The sequence below is a fragment of the Streptomyces sp. NPDC003247 genome (genome assembly GCF_042888135.1).
Lineage (GTDB): Bacteria > Actinomycetota > Actinomycetes > Streptomycetales > Streptomycetaceae > Streptomyces.
This window is the reverse complement of the sequence record NZ_JBIAPF010000002.1, coordinates 804,688-826,847: the sequence shown is the minus strand read 5'-3', so window position 1 is coordinate 826,847 and position 22,160 is coordinate 804,688. Positions and strand designations below refer to the sequence as shown.

Genomic DNA, 22,160 nt, shown 5'->3' with positions numbered 1-22,160 from the left:
GCGGCACGAGGCAAATCCGTACCGGGGGCCCCGCCACGCGACCTCGGTCACACCGGATGAGGCGCTCCCCGGCGGGACACCTCTGGGGGCCTCCGCGTTCCCCTCTCCAGTCTCTAGGCCGACAGTTCCTCGCGGAGCGCGTCCCGCAGCCGTGCGGCGCGTTCGGCCACCTCCCGGGGCCCCAGCGACACCGCCCGGTCCGCCCACCGCTGCCCCTCCGCGAGCTCTCCACGACGCGCGTAGACCAGGGCGAGGCGCAACGCCGCCCGACCGTGGCCGGCGTCGGCGGCCCGCGCCCACCACACCGCCGCCTCCGGCTCGCTCCCCTCCCGCGCCAGCAGCAGGCCCAGGTTGAAGGCACCGTTGCGCGACCCGGCCTCGGCGGCCGCCCGGTACCAGCGCGCCGCCTCCGGCACGTCGCCCCGCGCGGCGGCCAGCATGCCCACCCGCACCTGCGCCCGCCGGTGCCCCTGGCAGGCCGCCCGCTCGTACCACTCCTCGCACTCGGTCTTCTCGTGCACGGACTCCCCGAGCTCGTGCGCGGGCGTCGGCGGACGGCGCGCGTCGAGCACGGTCGCAAGCCGGTACGCCCCCTCCGCGCTCCCGCCGCCGGCCGCGCACCGCAGGTGCCGTTCGGCGTCCGATTCGTCACCGACCCGCAGCCGGGCGATCCCGACCTGCAGCGCGGCCTCGGTGTGCCCGGCCGCCGCAGCCCGCTCGTACCAGCGCAGCGCCACGGCGTCCTCGCCCCGTCCCGCGAACAGGATGCCCAGGTTGAACGCGGCGTCGACGCTGCCGGCCTCGGCGGCCTTGGAGAACCAGGGCTCGGCTCCGGCCGTGTCCCCGCCCTGGAGCAGCAGGACGGCGAGCGCGTTGGAGGCCTCCCGGTGCCCGGCGTAGGCGGCGCGCCGGTACCACTGCTCGGCCTGTGCGGTACGGCCCTGCTCGGCGCAGAGCAGCCCGAGGTTGTAGGCGCCGTTGTCGTCGCCGGCGTCCATCGCGGTCCGGTACCAGCGCTCGGCGGTCTGGGTCTGGCCCCGCTCGGCGTACAGCGCGCCCAGCGCGTTCGCCGCGTTGCCGTCACCGTCCTGCGCGGCCCGCAGCCACCACACGGCGGCGTTCTCGGTGTCGCCGGCGTCACGCAGCAGGAACCCGAGCGCGCAGGCCGCCCGCGGCTCGCCGTCCTTGGCGGACGTCAGGTACCAGCGCCCGGCCTCCTGGATGTCGCCCCGCTGTTCCAGGATCGCCCCGAGGTGCAGGGCGGCGCGCCGGTGGCCGCGCGCGGCGGCCTGCCGGTACCACTGCTCCGCCGCCGCCTCCGCCGCCGCGGAGACGCCGTGGTCACCGCCGAAGTCCTGCGTCCCCCGCCGGTCGAGGGCGCGGGCCAGCCGGTACGCCGCCTCCCGGTGCCCCCGCTCGGCCGCGGCCCGCATCCACCGCTCGGCTCCCCGGTCCCCGCGGTGCTCCAGCAGATCGGCGAGGGCGTACGCGCCGAGCACGTGCCCCTGCTCGGCGGACTGGCGCAGCCAGTACTCCGCCGCGGGCTCGTCCCCGCGCTCACGGTGGTAGCGGCCCAGCGCGTGCGCGGCGGCCGCGGAGCCGGCGACGGCGGCGACCCGCCACCATCCGGCGGCGTCGTCGGCGTAGCCGCGCTGGTGGAGGAGGACACCCAGGTTGTTGGCGGCGGCCCGGTCGCCGCCCGCGGTGGCGGCCCGCAGATGGGGCTCGGCACCGTCGAGATCGCCGCGGCGCAGCAGCATGGCCCCGAGGACGCTCATCGCCTCGACGTCGCCGGCCTCGGCGGCCATCCGTCGGCGGGCCTCCTCGACGGCCTCCCCCGTCTCGTCCCGGCTGTCGTCCGGAGCCTCGCCCGGGGTCGCTTCCTCGGTGGAAGGCTGCACAAACCGCCCTGTCTCGAACAGAGTTGCCTTGTCCCCCATAACGTCCATCGTCGCACCACCTGCACCCCGGGTACACCTCGTATGCCGCAGCCCGTGAGGTCACTTCAGCGTTTTGTCGACATGCCCACAGAGAGACAAGTCAAACACAGTTCGCCCAACTCCCCGAGGCGGCGCGACGATCCCGGGGGCGAGCACATGCGTTCGCACACCACGAAGGCCCGGATCCTTTTCAGGATCCGGGCCTTCGGTTTCAGTAGCGGGGACAGGATTTGAACCTGCGACCTCTGGGTTATGAGCCCAGCGAGCTACCGAGCTGCTCCACCCCGCGTCGTGTTCCACAACCGTACCACGACACGGGGTGGGCCTTTACGACCAGCCGTTTCGGTCAGCGACCGCGATCAAGCCGCCTCGATCGGCCGCCTCGATCGGCCGCCTCGGTCAGCCGCTGGGACTGCTGACAGGACTGGGGCTGCTGCTCGGACTGGCACTGCTGCCTGTTCCGCCGCTCCCACTCGTGCTCGCGCTCGCGCTCGGACTGGGACTGCTGGTGGCCTTGTTGCCGCTGCTACCACTGCTGCTGCTCCGGTCCACCTCGGCCTGCGCCTCCTCGGCCCGCTTGAGCGCGGCCTCGAGTTCCTTCTGCGCCTTGGCGTACGCCTCCCAGTCGGGCTTCTTCAGGGCTTCCTGGCCGGCCTCGAAGGCCTCCTGGGCGTCCTTCAGCGCCTCCTGGACCGTCGCGTCGCCGGACGTCGGCGGCTGGGTCGTGGTGTCACCGTCGTCCGCCGGCGGGGTCGGTGTCGTGCCCTCCGTGCCGAAGACCTTGTTGAGTGCCTCGTCGAGGGTGTCCTCGAAGGCGGTGTTGCCTCCGTAGGTCACCAACACCTTCCGCAGCAGCGGGTACTTGAGCCCACCACCGCGCACGTAGACCGGCTCGACGTAGAGCAGTCCTCCGTCGAGCGGCACCGTGAGCAGGTTGCCGTACTCGACCTCGGAGTCGCCGCCTCTCAGCAGCCTGATCGACTCGGCGATGTCCTGTTCGGAGTTGAACTGGCTCTGGACCTGCTTGGGGCCGTCGACGGTGGTGCTGGTCGGTAGTTTCAGCACTCTGATCTTGCCGTAGTCGGGTGTGCCCGCCTCGGAGTCGACCGCCATGAACGCGCTGAGGTTGTCCCGGCCGTTGGGCGTGAACGTCGTCGTCAGCGAGAACGCCTGCGCCTCCTGGTCGGGCATCTTCATGCTCAGGTAGTACGGGGGCACCGCGTCGCCCGACTTGTTGGTCGGGTCGTCCGGCACCTGCCACACCTCGCTGCCGCTGAGGAACGTCGTCGCGTCCTTGACGTGGTAGCGGGTGAGCAGCTCGCGCTGGACCTTGAACAGGTCCTGCGGGTAGCGGAGATGGGCCATCAGCGAGTCGGAGATCGCGGACTTCTTCTCGACCGTGCCGGGGAAAGCCTTCATCCAGGTCTTCAGGACCGGGTCCTCGGTGTCCCACTGGTAGAGCTTGACCTCACCGGTGTAGGCGTCGACCGTCGCCTTGACCGAGTTGCGGATGTAGTTGACCTGGTTCTGCTGGGCCACGACCGCGCGGTTGGTGTTGGTGGCGGTCAGCGAGTCGGCCGTCGTGTCACCGAGGGTCGTACGGGAGGCGTACGGGTATCCGTTGGTGGTCGTGTACGCGTCGACGATCCACTGGATCTTGCCGTCCACGACCGCCGGGTAGGCGTCGCCGTCGATGGTGAGCCACGGGGCCACCGCCTCCACGCGCTCCTTCGGCGTGCGGTTGTACAGGATCCGCGAACCGTCGCCGATCGCTCCCGAGTACAGGATCTGCGGCTCGCCGAAGGCGACCGCGTACGCGGCGCGGTTGACCGGGCTGGAGAGGTTGACCCCGCTCTTGCCGGTGTAGCTGGTGGTCTTCTCGCCCTCGTCGTCGGAGTAGTCGATCTCCTTCTGGGGACCGCCGACGATCGAGTACGTGGTCGTCTTCTCGCCGTAGTAGATCCGCTGCTGGTACTGCCCGAGGACACCCTCCGAGGGGAGGTTCGACTCGGTGAAGGCCGGCCGGCCCTCGGTGTCCGCCGTGGTTCCCTTGGCGGCGACCACGCCGTAGCCGTGCGTGTAGCGGAAGTGGTTGTTGATCCAGTTCTGCTTGTCCACGCCCGCGAGGTTGAGCTCGCGCAGACCGATGACCGTGTCCTGGTCGGTGCCGTTCACGCTGTAGCGATCGACGTCCAGGTTGTCCGGGAAGGCGTAGTACTTACGCATCTGCTGGAGCTGCTGGAACGTCGGCGACACGATGTTCGGGTCCATGATGCGGATGCTCGCCGTGGCGTCGACGTCGTCGCGCAGCTGGGTCTTGTCCTCGGTCTTGCTCGTCCCCGTGTACTCGGTGACCTCGGCGCCGTCGATGCCGTACGCCTCACGCGTCGCCTTGAGGTTCTTCTCGACGTACGGCGCTTCCTTGGCCTGCTCGTTCGGCTGGACCTGGAACTTCTGGACGATCGCCGGGTAGAGGCCGCCGATCAGGATCGCGGAGAGCACCATCAGGCCGAAGCCGATCACCGGGAGCTGCCAGGTGCGCCGCCAGAGGGTGGCGAAGAAGAGGAGGGCGCAGATAACGGCGATGCAGAACAGGATGGTCTTGGCCGGCAGGTAGGCGTTGGCGTCGACGTACCGCAGGCCGGTCCAGTTGTCGGTGGCCTTGAAGTCGCTGGACTTCACCGCCAGGCCGTACCGGTCGAGCCAGTAGGCCACCGCCTTCAGGGCGACGAAGATGCCCAGCAGCACCGACAGGTGCCCGGTGGCCGCGGCCGTCGCGCGCGCGCCGGGGCTGGTGACGCGCAGCCCGCCGTACAGGTAGTGGGTGAGCGCGGCGGCGATCAGGGAGAGGATCGCGGCGGCGAAGCCGAAGCCGAGCAGGAACCGGTACCACGGCAGGTCGAAGGCGTAGAAGCTCACGTCGAGGTGGAACTGCGGGTCCTTCTGGCCGAAGGAGACGCCGTTGACCCACATCAGCCAGGTCCGCCACTGGCCGGACGCCGAGGCGCCGGCGATCAGGCCCACCAGGGCGGTGATCGCGAGCAGCAGCCACTTCTTGTACGGCGCGATGCCCATCCGGTAGCGGTCGAGGCTCTGCTGCTCCATCGACATGGCGCTCAGCGGCGGGCGCAGCCGGTGGGCCAGCCAGATGTTGAACCCGACCGCGAGGGCCATCAGCAGACCGAAGACGAAGAACAGCCCGATCTTGGTCCACAGGGTCGTCGTGAACACGGACGAGTAGTCCACCGACCGGTACCAGAGCCAGTCCGTCCAGAACCCGGCGAACATGGTGAACGCCATGCCGAGCACGGCAAGGACGCCCAGTGTCATGAGCAGGGTCCGGACGCGCCGGGACGGGCGGCCCACTCTCATCCGCGGCCCTGTCGGGCCTCCGCCGCGGTCCGGCATCTGGAAAGCCAAGGTGCGCACCTCGAAGTCGCTGTTGAGTCCGTCAGGCCCGCGTGTTCGTGGACCGTGGGTGGCCCCCCGTGATCGTGGGCCCACACCTATGCAACTTACTCACCGTTTACTCGGTTCCCGATTCCGGCCGGGAACGAGGCAGGATTGTGACCATGTCCAACACTCCCATGGCAGCGAACCCGCTCACCCGGGCCGTGCTCGAGATCGACGAGTACGCCTCCGGCCTCGGCTGGGACCAGCCCGCCCGCCTCTTCGCCCTCGTAGACACCGCACGGCTGCGGGTGCAGGAACCCTCGCTCGCCGCCCAGCTCGGTCTGGAAGAGTCCGAGACCACCGGCCTCACCCCGATCGAGCAGGATGAAGTGCCAACGGACAAGCCGCTCGACGAGTTCCTGGCCACGATCGCCTGGCCGGACGCGGTGACGGGCTGCGCCCTGACCGTGGAGCGCCTGATGCTGCCCCCGTCCGCCGAGGCGCAGGTCCCCCAGGGCCTGAGCGAGGCCAAGCTGGCCCGGTGGGTCGCGGACCACCCCGAGCGCCAGGAGGTCCGAATGACGGTCGCGGTCCTGCGGGACGGCAGCCGTGAGTCGGCGCTGCGCCTGCGCGAGAAGGACGCCTCGACGGAGGTCCTCACCGGCGCCGGTCTGGTCCCGGGCCTGGCGGAGGCCCTGTCGGCGACCTTCGAGGAGTAGGGCGGAGGACACGCGCGGTCCGCCCCGCCGGGCGGCCGTGCGGCCCGGCTGCTACTTCGTCGTGCACTTCGGCAGGTCGGCGGTGTCGCCGCTGCGGATGTCCTTCAGGGCGTCGAGGGCGTCGTCGATGGTGCCGACCTTGACGAGGGTGAGCCCGCTCGGGGTGTCCTTGGCGGCGGCCGCGCAGTTGTCGGCGGGCGTGAGGAAGTACCGGGCGCCCTGGTCGCGGGCGCCGACGGTCTTCATCTCGATGCCGCCGATCGGGCCGACCGTGCCGTCGTCGTCGATCGTCCCGGTGCCGGCGACGAACTTCCCGCCGGTCAGGCTGCCCGGGGTGAGCTTGTCGTAGATGCCGAGCGCGAACATCAGGCCGGCGCTCGGCCCGCCGACGTCGGCGAGCTTGATGTCGATGGTGAAGGGGAAGGTGTGGTCGGTCCCGGCGGAGATCCCGACGATCGCCCGCTCCTCCCCCTCGTCGTCGGACGTGGCCGTGGTGATCGTGACGGACTCGAGTTCGGTCGCCGTCCTGTTCGCCTTCTCGGCGGCGGCCTGGGCCGCGGCCGGCACGATCCCGAAGACGACCTTCTCGCCCGGCTTGTGCTTCGTGACCAGCTTCGCGACGTCCTCGGGCGCCTTGATGTCCGTACCGTCGACGGTCTTGATGACGTCACCGGCGTGCAGCTCGCCCTCGGCGGGCGAGCCCTTGACCACCGTGGAGACGATCACCCAGGACTGCACCGGGATGCCCAGCTCCTCCAGGGCGGCGACCTTGGCGCTCTCCTGGGACTGGCTGAACTCCTCGGCGTTCTCCTGGGTGGACTCCTCCTCGGTCTTGCCGTCCGGGTACAGCGTGTCGTGCGGCACGACCTTGCTGTCGTGGGCGAGCCAGCCGTAGACCGCCTCGACGAGGTTCATCCGGTAGTCGGCGCCGGTGACCCGCACCGTGGTCATGTTGAGGTGGCCGGTCGTCGCATAGGTCTTCCGGCCGGAGATCTGCAGCACCGGCTCGCCGTCGTGCTCGCCCAGCGTGTTCACCGTCGGCCCCGGGGACATCTCCGAGTACGGCGCCTTGATGAGCACTCCCACGCACAGGAGCGCGATCAGCATCAGGGTGGAGGCGAGCATCGTCGCGGTGCGGCGTGGCATGCCTCGACAGTACGGGACGCCTCTGTCAGCGCACCGTCAGGGGCTCCGCCCGGGTCACGTGCGGGACGAGGGCTTCTCCATCGCCGCGCGGAACCTGGCGTACCCGTCCAGTTCGGGACCGTCGCCACGGACCTTGCGGGTCCGGTGGGCCCAGCTGCCCCACAGACCGGCACCGACCGCAGCCATCAGCGGAATCAGCAACCAGGCGAGCACCGCCATGCCGACCTCCCAACCCCAATCGAGCGACCGCAACTGACTGATCAGCAGATTAACCATCCGTACGGACAACGCTCGTGCCAGGGGGGCGGTTACGCAACCGGAGGCCGTCGCAGGGCAGGGGGCCCGTCTCTCAGCAGGCGCCCACCCATTCCTCCGTCCCGTCGGAGAACGTCTGGTGCTTCCAGATGGGCACTTCGTGCTTGAGGTCGTCGATCAGCCTGCGGCAGGCCTCGAAGGCCTCTCCCCGGTGCGGACACGACACGGCGACGACGACGGCGAGGTCGCCGACTGTCAGGTCCCCCACCCGGTGAACGGCGGCCAGCGCCCGCACCGGGTACTCGGCGGCCACCTTCTCCGCGATCCGCCGCATCTCCGCCTCGGCACTGGGGTGGCAGGAGTACCCGAGCGCGTCGACGTCGGCACCCCCGTCGTGGTTGCGTACGGTCCCCACGAACAGCGCCGTCCCACCGGCCGCGGCGTCCCCGACGGCCGTGAACACCTCGTCCACGGAGAGCGCCGTCTCACGGATCGCGATCAGCTTGACGGGGTCCTGCGCTGGCTGCTCGCCGGGGTGATCATTGCTCGGTGCCATGCCCTCATCGTGCCGCACGCCGGGGACGAGGGGGAACAGGACGACAAGGGGAACAGGACGACAAGGGGGACGGGACGACAAGGGGGACAGGACCAGGAAGGCCGGGGCGCCGGGGCCGGGAAGGCCGAGACGCCGGGGCCGTCGGCGGGTTCCCGGGGCGCACCCGCGCCCCTCCCTCACCTCCGCCGGGCCTTGCGGGCCCTCCGCACCACGGCCGCGGCGCCCAGCAGTGCCACGGTCGCCCCCGCGGCGCCGGCGGCGGTGGCGTCCTTGCGCCCCAGCCGCCGCCCGGCCACGGTGTGCCGGCCGGACACCTCCTCCAGCAGCTCCGCGAGCACCTCCTCGTTGGTCCACCGCGGCCGCCACCCGGCGTCGTGCAGCCGACTGCCGCTGACCACCCACGGGTACATCGTGTACGCCAGGTCCCCCGCCGGGGACGGCGTGAGCCCGATCCGGTGCAGCCGGGCGGCGGCGCCCAGCGCGACCGCCGACGGCAGTTCCATCCGCCGGATCCCGCTGAGCTCCTCGACCTCCTCCTGCTCCAGCCACCCGTCGCACCCGACGGCCAGTTCCCCGTCGACCTTCTCCAGGACGGCGTACTCCAGCGCGCCGCACAGGTCCTCGACGTGGCAGAACTGCCAGGCCGGGCGCGAGCCGGCGACGACGAGCAGCCGGGGGGACTCGAAGTACCGGGTCAGGGCGGTGTCCGTGCCGCCCACCAGCACCGCCGGCCGGACCACGGTGACGTTGAGCCCCGGATGCGCCCGCGGTGCGCGTCGCGCCAGCCGTTCGATCTCCAGCAGGTCGCCGACCCCGGTCGCCTCGGCCGTCGCCTTCAGCTCCGCGTCCTCCGACAGCGGCAGCTCGTTGTCGGGCAGCGCCCCGTAGACCATCGCGGAGGTGCACAGCACCACCCGGTGCACCCCGGCGGCCGCCGCGGCGGTCAGCACCGTCTGCGTTCCCCGCACGTTGTAGGCCGTCCGGGCGGCGCTGTCACTCCCCAGGTCGAGGTCGAGCGCGAGGTGGACCACCACGTCCGCGCCCCGCAGTTTGTCGGCGATCGCCGGGTCGCGGACGTCGAGGATGTGCCACTGCGCCGTGTCGCACTCCCCCCGCCGCTCGTCGATGGCGACGACCTGCTTGATCTCGTCCGAGGCGGCGAGGCGCTCGGCGAGCAGCGCGCCCACCCCGGTCGCGGCGCCGGTGACGGCCACGACGGGCCCTCGCCCGCCGACCGGGGTCGAGTGGTTTCGCGCTGCGCGAACCTGCGGATCTGGGGAACTCACCAGGTGTCTCCAGCGGTTGTTTTCCATACGAGCGCGATGACGCGTGCGTACCAGGTGGCATCCATCCTGCCGCAGGCCGAGAGTCGGCGAAGCACCGAGGCCCGATCGAGCCGGGGTGTCTACGCTGGGTGGTGTTGCAGGGCAGCCGCGCCGCCGGACGAGAGCCGGTGGCCTTACCAGCCGAGGAACCCCGTGAGTGACACCCCATTCGGATTCGGCCTTCCGCCGGAGGAGCCGGAGGACGGCGACGAGGGCAAGAAGAAGGACCCGCAGAGCGGTGGTGGTCAGGGACCGGCCAACCCGTTCGGTTTCGGGCTGCCCGGAGGCTTCGGCGGCCCGGGCGGTCCGGGAGCCGACAATCCGCTCGCTGCCGTGTTCGGCTCGCTGAACCCCACCGACCTGGGCGCCGCGTTCCAGCAGCTGGGCCAGATGCTCTCCTACGAGGGCGGCCCGGTGAACTGGGACATGGCCAAGCAGATCGCCCGCCAGACGGTGTCGCAGGGCACCTCCGACGGCGTCAAGGACTCCAGCATCGGCCCGGCCGAGCGCACCGCCGTGCAGGAGGCCGTCCGCCTGGCCGACCTGTGGCTGGACGACGTGACGTCCCTGCCGTCCGGCGCCGGCTCGGCCGTCGCCTGGTCGCGCGCGGAGTGGGTCGAGGCGACGCTGCCCGCGTGGAAGGAGCTGGTCGACCCGGTCGCCGAGCGCGTCGGCACGGCGATGGGCGACGTGCTGCCGGAGGAGATGCAGGCCATGGCCGGCCCGCTGATCGGCATGATGCGCTCGATGGGCGGCGCCATGTTCGGTTCGCAGATCGGGCAGGCCGTCGGCGTGCTCGCGGGCGAGGTCGTCGGTTCGACCGACATCGGCCTGCCGCTGGGCCCGGCCGGCAAGGCCGCGCTGCTCCCGGTCAACATCGACGGGTTCGGCAAGGACCTGGGCGTGCCCAAGGACGAGGTGCGGCTGTACCTCGCCCTGCGCGAGGCCGCCCACCAGCGTCTCTTCGCGCACGTGCCGTGGCTGCGCTCGCACCTGTTCGGCGCGGTCGACGGCTATGCGCGCGGGATCAAGGTCGACACCGCGAAGCTGGAGGACGTGGTCGGCCAGTTCGACCCGCAGAACCCCGAGCAGTTGCAGGACGCGCTCCAGCAGGGCATGTTCCAGCCGGAGGACACCCCCGAGCAGAAGGCCGCGCTGGCCCGTCTGGAGACGGCGCTGGCGCTGGTCGAGGGCTGGGTGGACGCCGTGGTGCACGCGGCCGCGAAGCCCCGTCTGTCGTCCGCGGACGCGCTGCGTGAGACCCTGCGCCGCCGCCGTGCCTCGGGCGGCCCGGCGGAGCAGACGTTCGCCACGCTGATCGGTCTGGAGCTGCGCCCGCGCCGTCTGCGCGACGCCTCCCGCCTGTGGGCCTCGCTGACGGACGCGCGCGGCGTCGACGGCCGTGACGGCCTGTGGGCCCACCCGGACATGCTGCCGACGGCCGGCGACCTGGACGACCCCGACGGTTTCGTGCACCGCGAGCAGATGGATTTCTCCGAGTGGGACAAGATGCTCGGCGAGGCGGCGAGCGGCGGGTCCGGCGAGAAGCCGGACCTGAGGAAGAAGGACGAGCAGGACAAGGGCGACGACACCGAGTGAGCCTCCATGACGACGCGGTCCTCGTGCTGAAGGGCTACGAGGACCAGCAGGAGCTGCGCCAGACCTACCTGGAGCACCTCGAGAGCCACCCGGACGGCATGTGGAAGGCCTGCGGGGACGGGCACATCACGGCGAGCGCCCTGGTGATCGACCCGGAGCGGGGACGCGTCCTGCTGACCCTCCACAAGAAGATGCGCATGTGGTTGCAGATGGGCGGCCACTGCGAACCGGCCGACGACACGCTGGCGGCCGCCGCCCTGCGGGAGGCGACCGAGGAGTCCGGCATCCCGGGACTGACCCTGCTGCCGGGCGGCCCGGTGCGACTGGACCGGCATCACACGCCCTGCGCCTGGCATCTGGACGTCCAGTACGCCGCGCTGGCCCCGGCCGGGGCCGTGGAGGCCATCAGTGACGAGTCCCTCGACCTGCGCTGGTTCGCGTACACGGAGGTCGCCGACGTGGCGGACGACTCCGTCGTACGACTGCTGCGAGCCACCCGCGCGCGTCTTCGGTCCGACGCATGAGTAAGGGGCGACCTCCTGGACGGTCGCCCCTTACGCGTGTGCTCCGCGGGCGGTCAGCTCCAGACGTTGCCCTGATTCTGCCCGCGCGCCCCCTGCTGCCCCATGCCGTACTGGGCGGCGAGGCCCGAGCCGATCTGGGCGTTCTGCGGCGGGAGCAGTTCACTGGGCTGGACGAGGGCGAAGCCGGTGCCCATGAAGCTGAGCTCCCAGCCCTCACCGGTGTTGCCGCGGCGCCGCCACACCCCGGAGGAGTGCGTCTGGGCCTGCATCTGCACCCGCAGCCCGGTGGACCAGGCGACGATCGCATCGGCGTCGCAGTTGACGTACTTGTCGGGTGTGACCTGCATCATCAGCGGGACGCCCGAGGTCATCAGGGCGACTCGGCCCCGGCCGGTGATGTTGAGCTGGTACTTCCCCGAACCGGAGATGCCGTAGAGGCTGTCGACGGCGATGACCTCGTGGTGCAGCGAGGAGTCCATCGCCAGCACGTAGCTGCTGTCGACGGTCAGACCGTCCTGGTCCACGTCCACCAGGTGGACGTGCTGGGCCAGGTTGGCGAGGAAGACGGTGCCCTGGCCGTGGCACCGCATCAGGTCCAGGCCTTCACCGGTGCGCGCACGCGCGCGTGACTGGCTGTTGCTCTGGAACTCGGCGTCGAACTCGACGAGGCCCTGGTAGGCGACCATGGTGCCCTTGCGGGCGAGGATGTCGTCGTGGCCCTCCAGGACGACGCGCAGCATCTGCTTGTTCTGCAGACTCCAGCGCTCCTGGGTCTGCTGGTCGTTGTAGGCGAAAAGCGGGCTCTGCATGGTGACTCTGGCTCCCCCTCAGCCCCGGACCCGAAGGCGGTCGGTGCTGTCCTCGCTGGGCTGGACGACGACGATGCCCTCGCCGGAGAAGGCCATCTGGAAGGCCTCGCCGCTGCCCCGGCCGAGGAGCGACTGCGCCTTGAAACTGCGCTTGCCCTTCACCTTGAGGTTCGGGGACCAGGCGACGAGCGCGTCGGGGTCGACGTACGTCTCGTTCTCGCCACCGCCGCAGTCGACGACGATCGGCTTGCCCCGGGAGGTCAGCGCGACCCAGCCCTGCCCGGAGATCTTGGTGTTCCACAGGCCCTGTCCGGCGAACTTGGCCAGTCCCTTGACCCGTTCCACGCCCCAGGTGAGGTGCGCGTCGAAGGCGAGCAGGTTGGTGGCGTTGACGGAGATGCCGTCGCCGTTGAGGTTGATCACGACGACATCGGCGCCGTAGTCGGCGAGGTAGAGCAGGCCGTCGCCGGAGCACTTCATCAGCGGCGCGCCCTCGCCGGTCATCCAGTCGCGCGCGATCTGGCGCACGGCCGGCGGGTTGGGCTCGTACTGGATGAAGCCCTCGTAGGCGACCATCGAGCCCACGCGCGCGAAGAGGTCGTTGCCGGTCTGGAGGGCGACCTTCAGCATGTGGTTGCCGTGGTTCTCCATCCGGGCGGTGACGGGTGCCGGGGCGTAGCCCGCGAGCGGCTGGTTCATGACGGGCTCCCTCAGACCTCGTACGGCTGGACGACGATGAAGTTGCCGGGCGCGCCCCGGAACTGGAGGTTGACGCTCTCCCCGGTGTCGCCCGGGTAGGCGTTGCGGCGCATCCGCACCTGGCTGGAGACGACGACCTGGGAGGCCGCCGACCAGGCGACGACGGCGTTGCAGTCGGCGAAGGTGGTGGGGGTGACCGGCAGGACGACGGGCGCGCCGTGCGTCTTCACGACGATCGTGCCGGTACCGGTGAACTGCATGGTGAAGAGCGCTCCGCCGGGGATGCCGTGCCCCTCGATGCGGCGGACCTCGTGCTGGAGGCTCTCGTCGAAGGCGAGGACGTTCTCGGCGGAGACGCAGATGCCGTCGCCCTGGAGCTCGATGGGGTGCAGCATGGTGGAGTCCTCGGCGAGGAACACCTGGCCCTGGCCGGTACAGCGCATCAGCTGCATCTCCTGGCCGGTCGCGTTGCCCACGATCCGGCCGGCGAACCCGGCGCCCTTGTAGCTGAAGTCGACCTTGCCCTGGTAGAGCACCATGCTGCCCTGGCGGGCGAGCACGGGCTGGCCACCGATGCCGAGGTCGACGCGGACCATCTTGCGGTTCTGCTGCGTCCAGCGCTGCCCGGTGGGCGTCTCCTTGAACTGCTCGAGCGCGGCGGTCACCCCGGCGCCGACCTGGGGCGCGCCCTGCGGCGGCACACCGTAGGGCTGCTGGCCCGGCGGCTGTCCGAACGGGGGCTGCTGGCCGTAGCCGGGCGGGGCCTGGGGCGCCTGGGGCTGGGCGTAGCCGGGCGGTGGCGGGGCGGTCGGTGCGGCGGTCTGGCCGTAGGGCTGTTGCTGGGGCGGCTGGCCGTACGGCGGCTGCTGGCCGGGCTGGCCGTAGGGCGCGGGGGCCGGGCCCGGCGGCGGGACCTGGGCGCCGCCGGGCGGGGTCATGGGCGCGACGATGGTCGGCGCGGTGTGCACGGGCTGGGCCGGCGGCGGCGGGGGCGCGGCCGCGGGCGTCGCGGCCGGCGGGGCGAAGCCCTGCGCCGCGGGCTGCGGCTGCTGCGGCGCGGGAGCCGGAGCGGGCGCGGGAGCCGGAGCGGGCGCGGGAGCCGGAGCGGAGGGGGCGCCGAAGGCGGGCGGGGCGGCGGCCTGGGCCGGCGGGGCGAAGCCCGGGGCGGCACCGGCCTGCGGCTGCTGCGGGGCGGCGGGCGCCTCCTCCTCCAGCACCTCGCCGCCGAAGTTCCTCAGCAGTGCCTCCAGACCGCCGTCGAAGCCCTGCCCGACGGCCGCGAAGCGCCACACGTCCTTCAGGTAGAAGTCGCCCAGCATCACGGCCCGTTCGGTGGAGAACTCCGCACCGTCGAACGCGTAGCGGGCCACCTCCTCGCCGCCCGCGACGATCCGGATGTATCCGGGGTCGATCTGCGACATCTGCCCGGCGCCGTCGATGGTCGCGGTGAAGGACAGCTTCTGGATCTGCGGCGGGACCCGGTCCAGGGTGACGCGGAAGGACTCCGTGTCACCGGCCTGGGCGCCCAGGAGCTGGATGGACTCCTCGGGGGACTTCGGCTGGTTGAAGAAGACGAAGTACCGGTCGTCCGAGAGCCGTTCGTCGGCGTCGAGGCCGAAGCAGCTGATGTCGAAGGTCAGGCCGGGGGCGGAGATCTGCACGCCTACGTACAGATCGGTGCCCGCCGTGAGGTCACTGATCCTGGCCTTGTGGCCGCGTTGGAATTCCCTGGGCATGCGTAACGACCGTCCCCCATCCCGATTGCGAGTGCGTCGCGCCAGGCTAACGGCAAACTCGGACATCGGACGATGTCGGTACAGTCCCGGTACACAACCCGCGCGCGTGGGTGCCGGACGGTCCTCGCGGCCGTCCTCACTCGTCGCGGGCGCCGGGCGGATGCGGCAGACGCGCGGCGGCGGCCACGCCCTCGAGGTAGCCGCGAGCCCGCTCGGTGCGCGGGTAGGCCTCCAGCAGCCGCCAGAAGTCGGGGCCGTGGCCGGGCACGAGCAGATGCGCGAGCTCGTGGAGGAGTACGTAGTCGATGACGTACTCGGGCATGCCCTTCAGCCGATGCGACAGGCGGATGCTTCCCTCCGCGGGAGTGCACGAGCCCCAGCGCGTGTTCTGGTTGGTGACCCAGCGGACCGACGCGGGGCGGGCCCGGCCGCCGAAGTACTGGACCGACAGCCGTCCGGCGCGCTCGGCCAGCTCCGCGTCGCCGGGGACGCGCCGGCTCTCCTGGGCGGCGAGTTTGTCGAGCATGACGCTCACCCAGCGCTGTTCCTCGGCCTCGGACATCCGGGCAGGGATGAGCACGATGGTGCGATCGCCCTCGCGGTACGCGGAGACCGTGCGGCGTCGGCGGGCGCTCCGGCGGACCTCGATCGCGCTCGCCCCGTGGCCGCTCGGCGGCTGGCTCGTCATGCTGCGCTGTGGCGTTCCGGCGCGGTGCGGTGGGTCGGCGGGCACGCCAAGACGTTACCCGCTGCACACGGCGGAAGTCCCGCCCCCGGGACGGTTCGGTTCCGTCGCTCCGCCCCGGACCCGCAGCCGCCCGTCCCGGTGTCCACCATAAACGACTGATTTGTACGACGAATCCGTCTGCCTGTGGACAACTTTCGGCGCCTGTCGGCGGGGCCCGGCATGCTGGCACTCGTCGGCGGAGCGAGGTCGCCTCCACGCCCCCGCTCCGCCGGCGTACGGGGAAGTTCCAGGCGGACGGGGGGTCTTCGATGCATCCGATGGTGAAGCCCGCGCTGCGGCGCGGCTGGCGTGACCTGAACACCGTGCAGTTCGGCATGGCACCGGCGCACGCGATGACGCTCGGCCCGCTGGATGCGGCGACGGCCGGTTTCCTGGACCAGCTGGACGGCACCCGGGGGCTCGCCCTCCTGCGCGAGGAGGGGCGTCGCAGGAATCTGCCCGACGGCCGGGTCGACCGGCTGGTGGAGCGGCTGGCGGAGGCGGGGCTGCTGGACGACGCGCGCGGCGGCGGGCCGGACGCCGACGCGCTGAGGGAGAGCCGGGACGTCCTGGACCGGCTGCGCCCCGACCTCGCCTCGCTGTCGCTGACGACGTCGGACCCGGGGGAGGCGTTCGGGCGGCTCGCCGCCCGGCGCCGGCTGCGGGTGCAGGTCCGGGGCGCGGGCCGGGTGGGCGCGGTGCTGGCCTCCCTGCTGGCGGGAGCCGGTGTCGGTGAGGTGGACGTACGTGACGAGGGCCGGGTGGAGCCGGGGGACGTCGCCCCGGGCGGCCTGCCGGCCGAGGCGGTCGGTGAACGCCGGGTCGAGGCCGCCCGCCGCGCGGTGCGCCGGGCCGCTCCGGGCCGCCCGCCCCGTGCCGGCGCGCGGTCACCGGCCGGGACGCACACCCCGGGCTTCTCCCTGGTGATCCTCGCCCCGAGGGACGACGTGTCCGTGTACGCGCCCCCGCCGTCGGCCACCGAGCCCCTGGTCGCCTCGGGGACACCCCATCTCCACGCGGGCGTGGTGGAGGCGACCGGCGTGGTCGGCCCGCTCGTCCTGCCCGGTGAGACGGGATGCGCCGGCTGTCTGCACCGGGCGCGCACCGACCGCGACCCGACCTGGCCGCGACTGGTCGCGCAGTGGCACTCCGGGAGGCGTCGCCCGGCCCGGGCCTGCGACCTGACGCTGGCCACGACGGTCGCCGGACTGGCGGCCGCCCACGCACTGACCTTCCTCGACGGCCGGCTCCCGTCGAGCGCCGGGGCCCGCTGGGAGGTCTCGCCACCCGCTCTCCAGTGGCACGCGCGGCCGGTGCCGGGCCACTCCGCCTGCCCCTGCGGGGCCGCGGGGAAGGGCAGCGCGGAACACCCCTCCGAGGAGGGGGGATCGCGCGCGACAATGGCGGGGCAACGGCATTCGAAGGACTCGGGCCGTACGACGGACGCGGCGCGGCCGGCTGGGACTTGGAGGGCGCATGTCTGATCTTCCCCGGAAGGCGGTCACCCGGACCGCCAAGCTCGCCGCGCTCCCGCTCGGCTTCGCCGGCCGGGCCACCTGGGGGCTGGGCAAACGGATCGTGGGCGAGTCCGCGGAGATCGTCGGCCGTGAGCTGCAACAGCGCACGGCGGAACAGCTGTTCAAGGTGCTGGGCGAGTTGAAGGGCGGTGCGATGAAGTTCGGGCAGGCCCTGTCCGTCTTCGAGTCCGCCCTCCCCGAGGAGATCGCCGGCCCCTACCGGGCAGCCCTCACCAGACTCCAGGAAGCGGCCCCGCCGATGCCGACCCGCACGGTGCGCTCGGTGCTCGCCGAACGCCTCGGCGAGGACTGGCCGGAGCTGTTCCTCGAGTTCGACGACAAACCGGCCGCGGCCGCCTCGATCGGCCAGGTGCACCGGGCGGTGTGGCACGACGGGCGCGAGGTCGCGGTCAAGGTCCAGTACCCGGGGGCGGGCGAGGCCCTCCTCTCCGACCTCACGCAACTGAGCAGGTTCGCGAGGCTGTTGGGCCCGCTGGTCCCCGGCATGGATGTCAAGCCGCTGATCACCGAACTGCGGGACCGCGTCTCCGAGGAACTGGACTACGGCCTGGAGGCGCGGGCCCAGCAGGAACACGCGGAGGAGTTCGCCGACGACCCCGACGTCGTGGTGCCCGCGGTGGTCCACCAGTGCGACCAGGTCCTGGTCACCGAGTGGATCGACGGGGTGCCCCTGTCCGAGGTGATCTCCGGCGGCACCCGGGAGCAGCGGGACCGGGCCGGTCAGCTGCTGTCGCGTTTCCTCTTCTCCGGCCCGGCGCGCACCGGCCTGCTGCACGCCGATCCTCACCCCGGCAACTTCCGGCTGCTGCCCGGCGGCCCGGGGGGTGAGGACGACTGGCGTCTGGGCGTGCTCGACTTCGGTACGGTCGACCGGCTCTCGGGTGGCCTGCCGCGGCCGATCGGCGAGTCCCTGCGGATGACGCTCGACGGCGAGGCGGACGCGGTGTACGCCCTTCTGTGCGCGGAGGGCTTCGTCAAGGAGTCCATCGAGCTGGACCCGGACGCGGTCCTCGACTACCTGCTGCCGATCATCGAGCCGGCGCGGGTCGAGGAGTTCACGTTCACCCGTGACTGGATGCGCAGTCAGGCGGCCAGGATCGCCGATCCGCGCTCCCCCGCCCACCAGTTGGGCAAGAAGCTGAACCTGCCCCCGGCGTATCTCCTCATCCACCGGGTGACCCTGAGCACCATCGGGGTGCTGTGCCAGCTCGGTGCGACGGTGCGGCTGCGCGAGGAGCTGGAGGAGTGGCTCCCGGGGTTCGTCCCTGAGGAGGGCATGGTGGCGGAGGAGTTGGCGGCGGAAGCGTGAACCGTCCGGGGGCGCGGGGCGTCCTCGGACAGCGGCGCCGCGGCCGGTGGATCGCCGGAGGCAACGCACGGCGGGGGCCGGTCCGTTCGGACGGACCGGCCCCCGCGAGGAGAGCTTCACCTCCCTGCCGGGAGGTCACCGCTTCAGGTGGGAGGGGTTACTGCATCACGGCCATGGCGAGCGCCCGGCGGGCACGCAGCGAGGCGCGCTCGGCCCGGCGCTGCATCCGGCGGGCGGTCGCCAGGCGCAGGGCCCGGCGTTCCTGCTCGGCCTCGCGCAGGCGCTCGTGCATATGCGCACGCGCCAGGGCTTCTGGGATGAGTTGCATCTCTCGGGTCCTGTTCTGACGCGAGTCGATCGCGCCGGTGGTGGTGACGTCTTCGGTGGCGGAGCCTGCGGGCGCGTTGGTGGACGGCTTCATCGGGGCCTGCTTCTTGGGGTCGTGCGTGAGGGGGCGATCGATCGTTCCTGCGGTGTTCATGCCGTGACCGGGTTCTTGCGCGGGCGGCCGCGCGGCCGCTTCCGGGCGACGACGACGCCCTGGACGAACAGCTCGCCGCCCCAGACGCCCCAGGGCTCGCGGCGCTCCTTGGCGCCGGCGAGGCAGGCCTCGATCAGCGGGCAGGTGCGGCACAGGGACTTGGCGTACTCGACGTCGGCCGGGGACTCGGCGAAGAAGACCTCCGGGTCGTAGGAGCGGCAGGGGACGGGTACGCCGAGGTTCTCGATGGCGTCGTCGAGCGCGGTGAGCGCGGTCAGCGGGGTCAAGGTGGAGTCCTCCGTGGGGCCGGGCGGGGGGATCGTCTCGGAAGGCGGTACGGACGGGGCGTGCGCTTCGAGTTGCACGGTTCGTCTTCCTCGTCTGGTCGGTCCGGCCCTGTTGGGCCGGGTGGCGGCTGAGTACCGGGTTCTTTTCTTGTCCCGAGGCCCCTTCGCTCCGTCGTCCCGTTGGAGGACAAACAGAAGGGCCGCGGATCCCGGATGGGGTTCCGCGGCCCTGAAGGCGCCGGCCTGGAAATCAGGCTGGATCACTCCAGGGTTGTGGCCCACGGAAGGCCCACATCAGGTGGTGCTGCGTCGTCTGCTTCCGGTATCCGGCACCGGTCGCCGTAAAGGCATAGGCCTTCGCCTGTGCCGCTACTGCTGCTTCCAGTGCCTTGGTCGGTCGCTCGCTGCGCTCGCGGACGGGAAGGCCCGCGGGGGCGACGGAGGAGGACGCCGACCGGTCGGCACGAATGCCGGACAGACCGGTGCCCAGGTCGGAGCCGCCGAGCATGCACAGGGAGACGATCGAGGGATCGGTCAGTTTGACGGTGCTGATGGAACCGGCGTTGTTGATGATCACTGGAATCGCCTCCTCTCGGCGTCTCGGGGGACCGGGGTGAGCCCAGTCCGGCGGATATGTAAGTACAGCACGGGATCAGGGCCTTCGAGAAGGCCTCCGGTCTCGTGGCTAAGAACCTATGGGGATTGCTGGGGCATGCGCAAACTATTTTTTCGACGAGTTCGGATCAATCGCCCCCGGCCTCCCCCTCCAGGTCCTGGCCTGCGCAGATGGCCAGGACATCGGCTCCGTAGCGGTTGAACTTGCGCATGCCGACGCCCGGGATCCGCGCGAGTTCACCCACGTCGTCGGGAACCGTCTCCGCGATCGCCATCAGTGTCTTGTCGGTGAAGACGCAGAAGGCCGGCTGACCGTTGCGTCGTGCCTGGAGGGCGCGCCAGGACCGCAGCCGTTCGTACAGTCCCTCGTCCATGTCGGACGGGCAGTCCTCGCAGCGCATCAGTTTCATCTCGCCGGCGTCGGTCAGGGTGCGTCCGCAGACCCGGCAGCGGGCCGGCACGCGGTGGGTCCGGCGCGGTACGGCGGGGGCGCTCGTCCTGGCGCTGCGGTGGCCGTGCTCGACGCCTCCGCCGGCGGCGGTGCCGGTCCGGCCGGCGGCGGGGCCCGAGCCGGGGCGCAGCCCGTCGAGGAAGCGGCTGGGACGGCGGCTGGGACGGCCGCCGGGCGCACGGGAGAGGGCCCAGGAGATGTGGAGGCGTTCACGGGCCCGGGTGACCCCGACGTAGAGGAGGCGGCGTTCCTCCTCGATCTGCTCGTCGGTCCTGGCGTAGGTGATCGGCATCATGCCCTCCGCGACGCCGGCCAGGAACACGACGTCCCACTCCAGCCCCTTGGCCGAGTGCAGCGAGGCGAGGGTGACGCCCTGGACGGTCGGGGCGTGCTGGGCGTTCGCCCGCTCGTCGAGCTCGGTGACCAGGTCGGCGAGGGTGACGCCGGGGCGGGCGGCGGCGAAGTCCTGGGCGAGGTCGGCCAGGGCCGCCAGCGACTCCCAGCGCTCCCTGACGGCGCCGGAGCCGGCCGGCGGCTGCGAGGTCCAGCCCTCGCCGGAGAGGACGGCGCGGACCTGGGAGGGCAGGTCGACGGTGTCCTCCAGGAGGGTGTCGTTGCGGCCGAAACGGGCGGACGCGCGCAGCGCGGTGATCGCCCTGCGCACCTCGGGCCGGTCGAAGAAGCGCTCGGCGCCCCGCAGCTGGTACGGGATGCCGGCGTCGGCCAGGGCCTGCTCGTAGGTCTCGGACTGGGCGTTGGTGCGGAACAGGACGGCGATCTCGGCGGCCGGGACGCCGGCGTCCAGCAGTTCCCGGATGCGGCGGGCGGCGCCCTCGGCCTCGGCGGGTTCGTCGGTGTACTCGGCGTACACGGGCTCGGGACCGGGGGCGCGCTGGGAGATCAGTTCCAGGCGGTGGTCGGCGGCACGGCCGCGGGCCTGGGCGAGCAGGCCGTTGGCGAGGTGGACGACCTGGGGGGTGGAGCGGTAGTCGCGGACCAGCTTGACGACGGTGGCGCCGGGGTGGCGGGTGCGGAAGTCGAGGAGGTGGTCGGGGGTGGCTCCGGTGAAGGAGTAGATGGTCTGACTCGCGTCGCCGACCACGCACAGGCTGTCCCGCTCGCCGAGCCACAGTTCCAGCAGCCGCTGCTGGAGGGGGCTGACGTCCTGGTACTCGTCGACGACGAAGTGCTGGTACTGGGCGCGGACCTGCTCGGCGATGTCGCGGCGGTCCTGGAGGACGGCGACGGTCAGCAGCAGGACGTCCTCGAAGTCGATGACGGCGCGCTCGCGCTTGAGGTCCTCATAGGCGGCGTAGAGCTGGGTGATCTCGGCGGGGTCGCGGGGGGCCTCGCGGCCCGCCTCGGCCGCGGCCGAGGGGTAGTCCGCGGGGACGGTCTGGGTGACCTTGGACCACTCGATCTCCGCGGCGGCGTCCCGCAGCTCACCGCGGTCGAGCCGCAGGCGGCAGACGGCCGCCGCGTCGGCGACGAGCTGGATCTTGCGGTCCACGAGCCGGGGCAGCGAGCCACCGATCGCTTTCGGCCAGAAGTACTGAAGCTGCCGCAGCGCCGCCGAGTGGAAGGTGCGGGCCTGGACGCCCTGGGCGCCGAGCTGGCGCAGCCGGCCGCGCATCTCGCCGGCGGCGCGGTTGGTGAAGGTGACCGCGAGCACGCTGGAGGGGTGCAGGATGCCCGCGCGCACCCCGTAGGCGATGCGGTGGGTGATGGCCCGGGTCTTGCCGGTGCCGGCCCCGGCCAGTACGCACACCGGGCCGTGCAGGGCGGTGGCCACCTCGCGCTGCTCGGGGTCGAGCCCTTCGAGCACCGCGTCGGCCGAGTCCGGTACCTGCGGGAAGAGGGTGGAGTGCGTTGCTGCTGTCACACAGCCATGCTGCCAGGTCGCCCGGGACGGACGAGCCGGTTGTCCACAGGCGGGCACCTTTCGTCGTACTAATGCGGCAGGCGTCACGTGAGGCCCGTGCGGCAGGCATCACGCGGGGCCGGTGCGGCGGGCGTCGCGGAGGGCCGGTGCGGGTGTCGCCGAGGGCCGG

19 protein-coding genes and 1 tRNA gene are annotated in these 22,160 nt (G+C 71.9%); 5 read left to right on the top strand and 15 right to left on the bottom strand.

Annotation, left to right across the window (positions count from 1 at the left end):
- Nucleotides 1-113: 113 nt before the first annotated feature.
- The 3 genes from ACFYWQ_RS08640 to ACFYWQ_RS08630 all read right to left on the bottom strand — a co-directional run bounded on the left by ACFYWQ_RS08640 (nt 114) and on the right by ACFYWQ_RS08630 (nt 5,348).
- On the bottom strand, nt 114-1,949 hold the full coding sequence (locus tag ACFYWQ_RS08640; RefSeq protein ID WP_389514054.1) for a tetratricopeptide repeat protein: 1,836 nt from the start codon (nt 1,947-1,949) through the stop codon (nt 114-116).
- A 206-nt stretch (nt 1,950-2,155) separates the two neighbouring features.
- A tRNA-Met gene (locus tag ACFYWQ_RS08635) sits at nt 2,156-2,229 on the bottom strand.
- Nucleotides 2,230-2,339: 110 nt separating this feature from the next.
- Nucleotides 2,340-5,348 carry a UPF0182 family protein gene (locus ACFYWQ_RS08630; protein WP_389514421.1) on the bottom strand — a complete coding sequence of 1,003 codons (3,009 nt, stop codon included), beginning with the start codon at nt 5,346-5,348 and terminating at the stop codon, nt 2,340-2,342.
- 164 nt (nt 5,349-5,512) lie between these two features.
- Between ACFYWQ_RS08630 and ACFYWQ_RS08625 the strand changes: the two genes are divergently transcribed.
- Entirely contained in the window at nt 5,513-6,052 is a 540-nt protein-coding gene (locus ACFYWQ_RS08625) for a PPA1309 family protein (RefSeq protein WP_389514052.1), read from the top strand.
- A 51-nt stretch (nt 6,053-6,103) separates the two neighbouring features.
- Here the strand turns inward: ACFYWQ_RS08625 and ACFYWQ_RS08620 are convergent, their stop codons facing one another.
- From ACFYWQ_RS08620 to ACFYWQ_RS08605, 4 genes are all read right to left on the bottom strand, one after another.
- Nucleotides 6,104-7,198: a PDZ domain-containing protein gene (locus ACFYWQ_RS08620; RefSeq protein WP_389514050.1), complete on the bottom strand. Its 1,095-nt coding sequence runs from the start codon at nt 7,196-7,198 to the stop codon at nt 6,104-6,106.
- Between the two features lie 54 nt (nt 7,199-7,252).
- Nucleotides 7,253-7,474 (bottom strand): hypothetical protein, encoded by a 222-nt coding sequence (locus ACFYWQ_RS08615; RefSeq protein ID WP_385061945.1) that lies wholly within the window; start codon nt 7,472-7,474, stop codon nt 7,253-7,255.
- Between the two features lie 73 nt (nt 7,475-7,547).
- Entirely contained in the window at nt 7,548-8,009 is a 462-nt protein-coding gene (locus tag ACFYWQ_RS08610) for a molybdenum cofactor biosynthesis protein MoaE (RefSeq protein WP_389514049.1), read from the bottom strand.
- Between the two features lie 176 nt (nt 8,010-8,185).
- Nucleotides 8,186-9,295, bottom strand: a complete 1,110-nt coding sequence (locus ACFYWQ_RS08605) for an SDR family oxidoreductase (RefSeq protein ID WP_389514047.1) — start codon at nt 9,293-9,295, stop codon at nt 8,186-8,188.
- Between the two features lie 192 nt (nt 9,296-9,487).
- Here ACFYWQ_RS08605 and ACFYWQ_RS08600 point away from each other — a divergent pair, with 192 nt between their 5' ends.
- Together ACFYWQ_RS08600 and ACFYWQ_RS08595 are read left to right on the top strand one after the other, a co-directional pair.
- Nucleotides 9,488-10,933, top strand: coding sequence for a zinc-dependent metalloprotease (locus ACFYWQ_RS08600; RefSeq protein WP_389514046.1), 1,446 nt, complete (start codon nt 9,488-9,490; stop codon nt 10,931-10,933).
- On the top strand, nt 10,930-11,457 hold the full coding sequence (locus ACFYWQ_RS08595; protein ID WP_389514044.1) for an NUDIX hydrolase: 528 nt from the start codon (nt 10,930-10,932) through the stop codon (nt 11,455-11,457). Before ACFYWQ_RS08600 ends, ACFYWQ_RS08595 begins: the two co-directional genes overlap by 4 nt.
- A 53-nt stretch (nt 11,458-11,510) precedes the next feature.
- On the opposite strand, the gene ACFYWQ_RS08590 is transcribed toward ACFYWQ_RS08595, so the two are convergent.
- From ACFYWQ_RS08590 to ACFYWQ_RS08575, 4 genes are all read right to left on the bottom strand, one after another.
- Nucleotides 11,511-12,266 (bottom strand): AIM24 family protein, encoded by a 756-nt coding sequence (locus ACFYWQ_RS08590; RefSeq protein ID WP_389514043.1) that lies wholly within the window; start codon nt 12,264-12,266, stop codon nt 11,511-11,513.
- Between the two features lie 18 nt (nt 12,267-12,284).
- A complete protein-coding gene (locus ACFYWQ_RS08585) occupies nt 12,285-12,965 on the bottom strand; it encodes an AIM24 family protein (RefSeq protein ID WP_389514042.1) in 681 nt (226 codons plus the stop codon).
- A gap of 11 nt (nt 12,966-12,976) precedes the next feature.
- Nucleotides 12,977-14,701 carry a TerD family protein gene (locus ACFYWQ_RS08580; RefSeq protein ID WP_389514040.1) on the bottom strand — a complete coding sequence of 575 codons (1,725 nt, stop codon included), beginning with the start codon at nt 14,699-14,701 and terminating at the stop codon, nt 12,977-12,979.
- 136 nt (nt 14,702-14,837) lie between these two features.
- Nucleotides 14,838-15,434: a M48 family metallopeptidase gene (locus ACFYWQ_RS08575; protein WP_389514038.1), complete on the bottom strand. Its 597-nt coding sequence runs from the start codon at nt 15,432-15,434 to the stop codon at nt 14,838-14,840.
- 263 nt (nt 15,435-15,697) lie between these two features.
- Between ACFYWQ_RS08575 and ACFYWQ_RS08570 the strand changes: the two genes are divergently transcribed.
- The gene (locus tag ACFYWQ_RS08570; RefSeq protein WP_389514036.1) at nt 15,698-16,912 is read left to right on the top strand and encodes a TOMM precursor leader peptide-binding protein; all 1,215 of its coding nucleotides are present in this window, start codon (nt 15,698-15,700) and stop codon (nt 16,910-16,912) included.
- Nucleotides 16,905-18,275 (top strand): ABC1 kinase family protein, encoded by a 1,371-nt coding sequence (locus ACFYWQ_RS08565; RefSeq protein ID WP_389514034.1) that lies wholly within the window; start codon nt 16,905-16,907, stop codon nt 18,273-18,275. Before ACFYWQ_RS08570 ends, ACFYWQ_RS08565 begins: the two co-directional genes overlap by 8 nt.
- Nucleotides 18,276-18,432: 157 nt before the next feature.
- Here ACFYWQ_RS08565 and ACFYWQ_RS08560 read toward each other — a convergent pair whose 3' ends face one another.
- From ACFYWQ_RS08560 to ACFYWQ_RS08545, 4 genes are all read right to left on the bottom strand, one after another.
- The gene (locus ACFYWQ_RS08560; RefSeq protein ID WP_389514031.1) at nt 18,433-18,756 is read right to left on the bottom strand and encodes a hypothetical protein; all 324 of its coding nucleotides are present in this window, start codon (nt 18,754-18,756) and stop codon (nt 18,433-18,435) included.
- Entirely contained in the window at nt 18,753-19,121 is a 369-nt protein-coding gene (locus ACFYWQ_RS08555) for a WhiB family transcriptional regulator (RefSeq protein ID WP_388567928.1), read from the bottom strand. The genes ACFYWQ_RS08560 and ACFYWQ_RS08555 overlap by 4 nt, the downstream gene beginning before the upstream one ends.
- A 172-nt stretch (nt 19,122-19,293) precedes the next feature.
- On the bottom strand, nt 19,294-19,620 hold the full coding sequence (locus ACFYWQ_RS08550; protein ID WP_389514030.1) for a hypothetical protein: 327 nt from the start codon (nt 19,618-19,620) through the stop codon (nt 19,294-19,296).
- Nucleotides 19,621-19,786: 166 nt separating this feature from the next.
- Nucleotides 19,787-22,048, bottom strand: a complete 2,262-nt coding sequence (locus ACFYWQ_RS08545) for an ATP-dependent DNA helicase UvrD2 (protein WP_389514028.1) — start codon at nt 22,046-22,048, stop codon at nt 19,787-19,789.
- Nucleotides 22,049-22,160 lie beyond the last annotated feature (112 nt).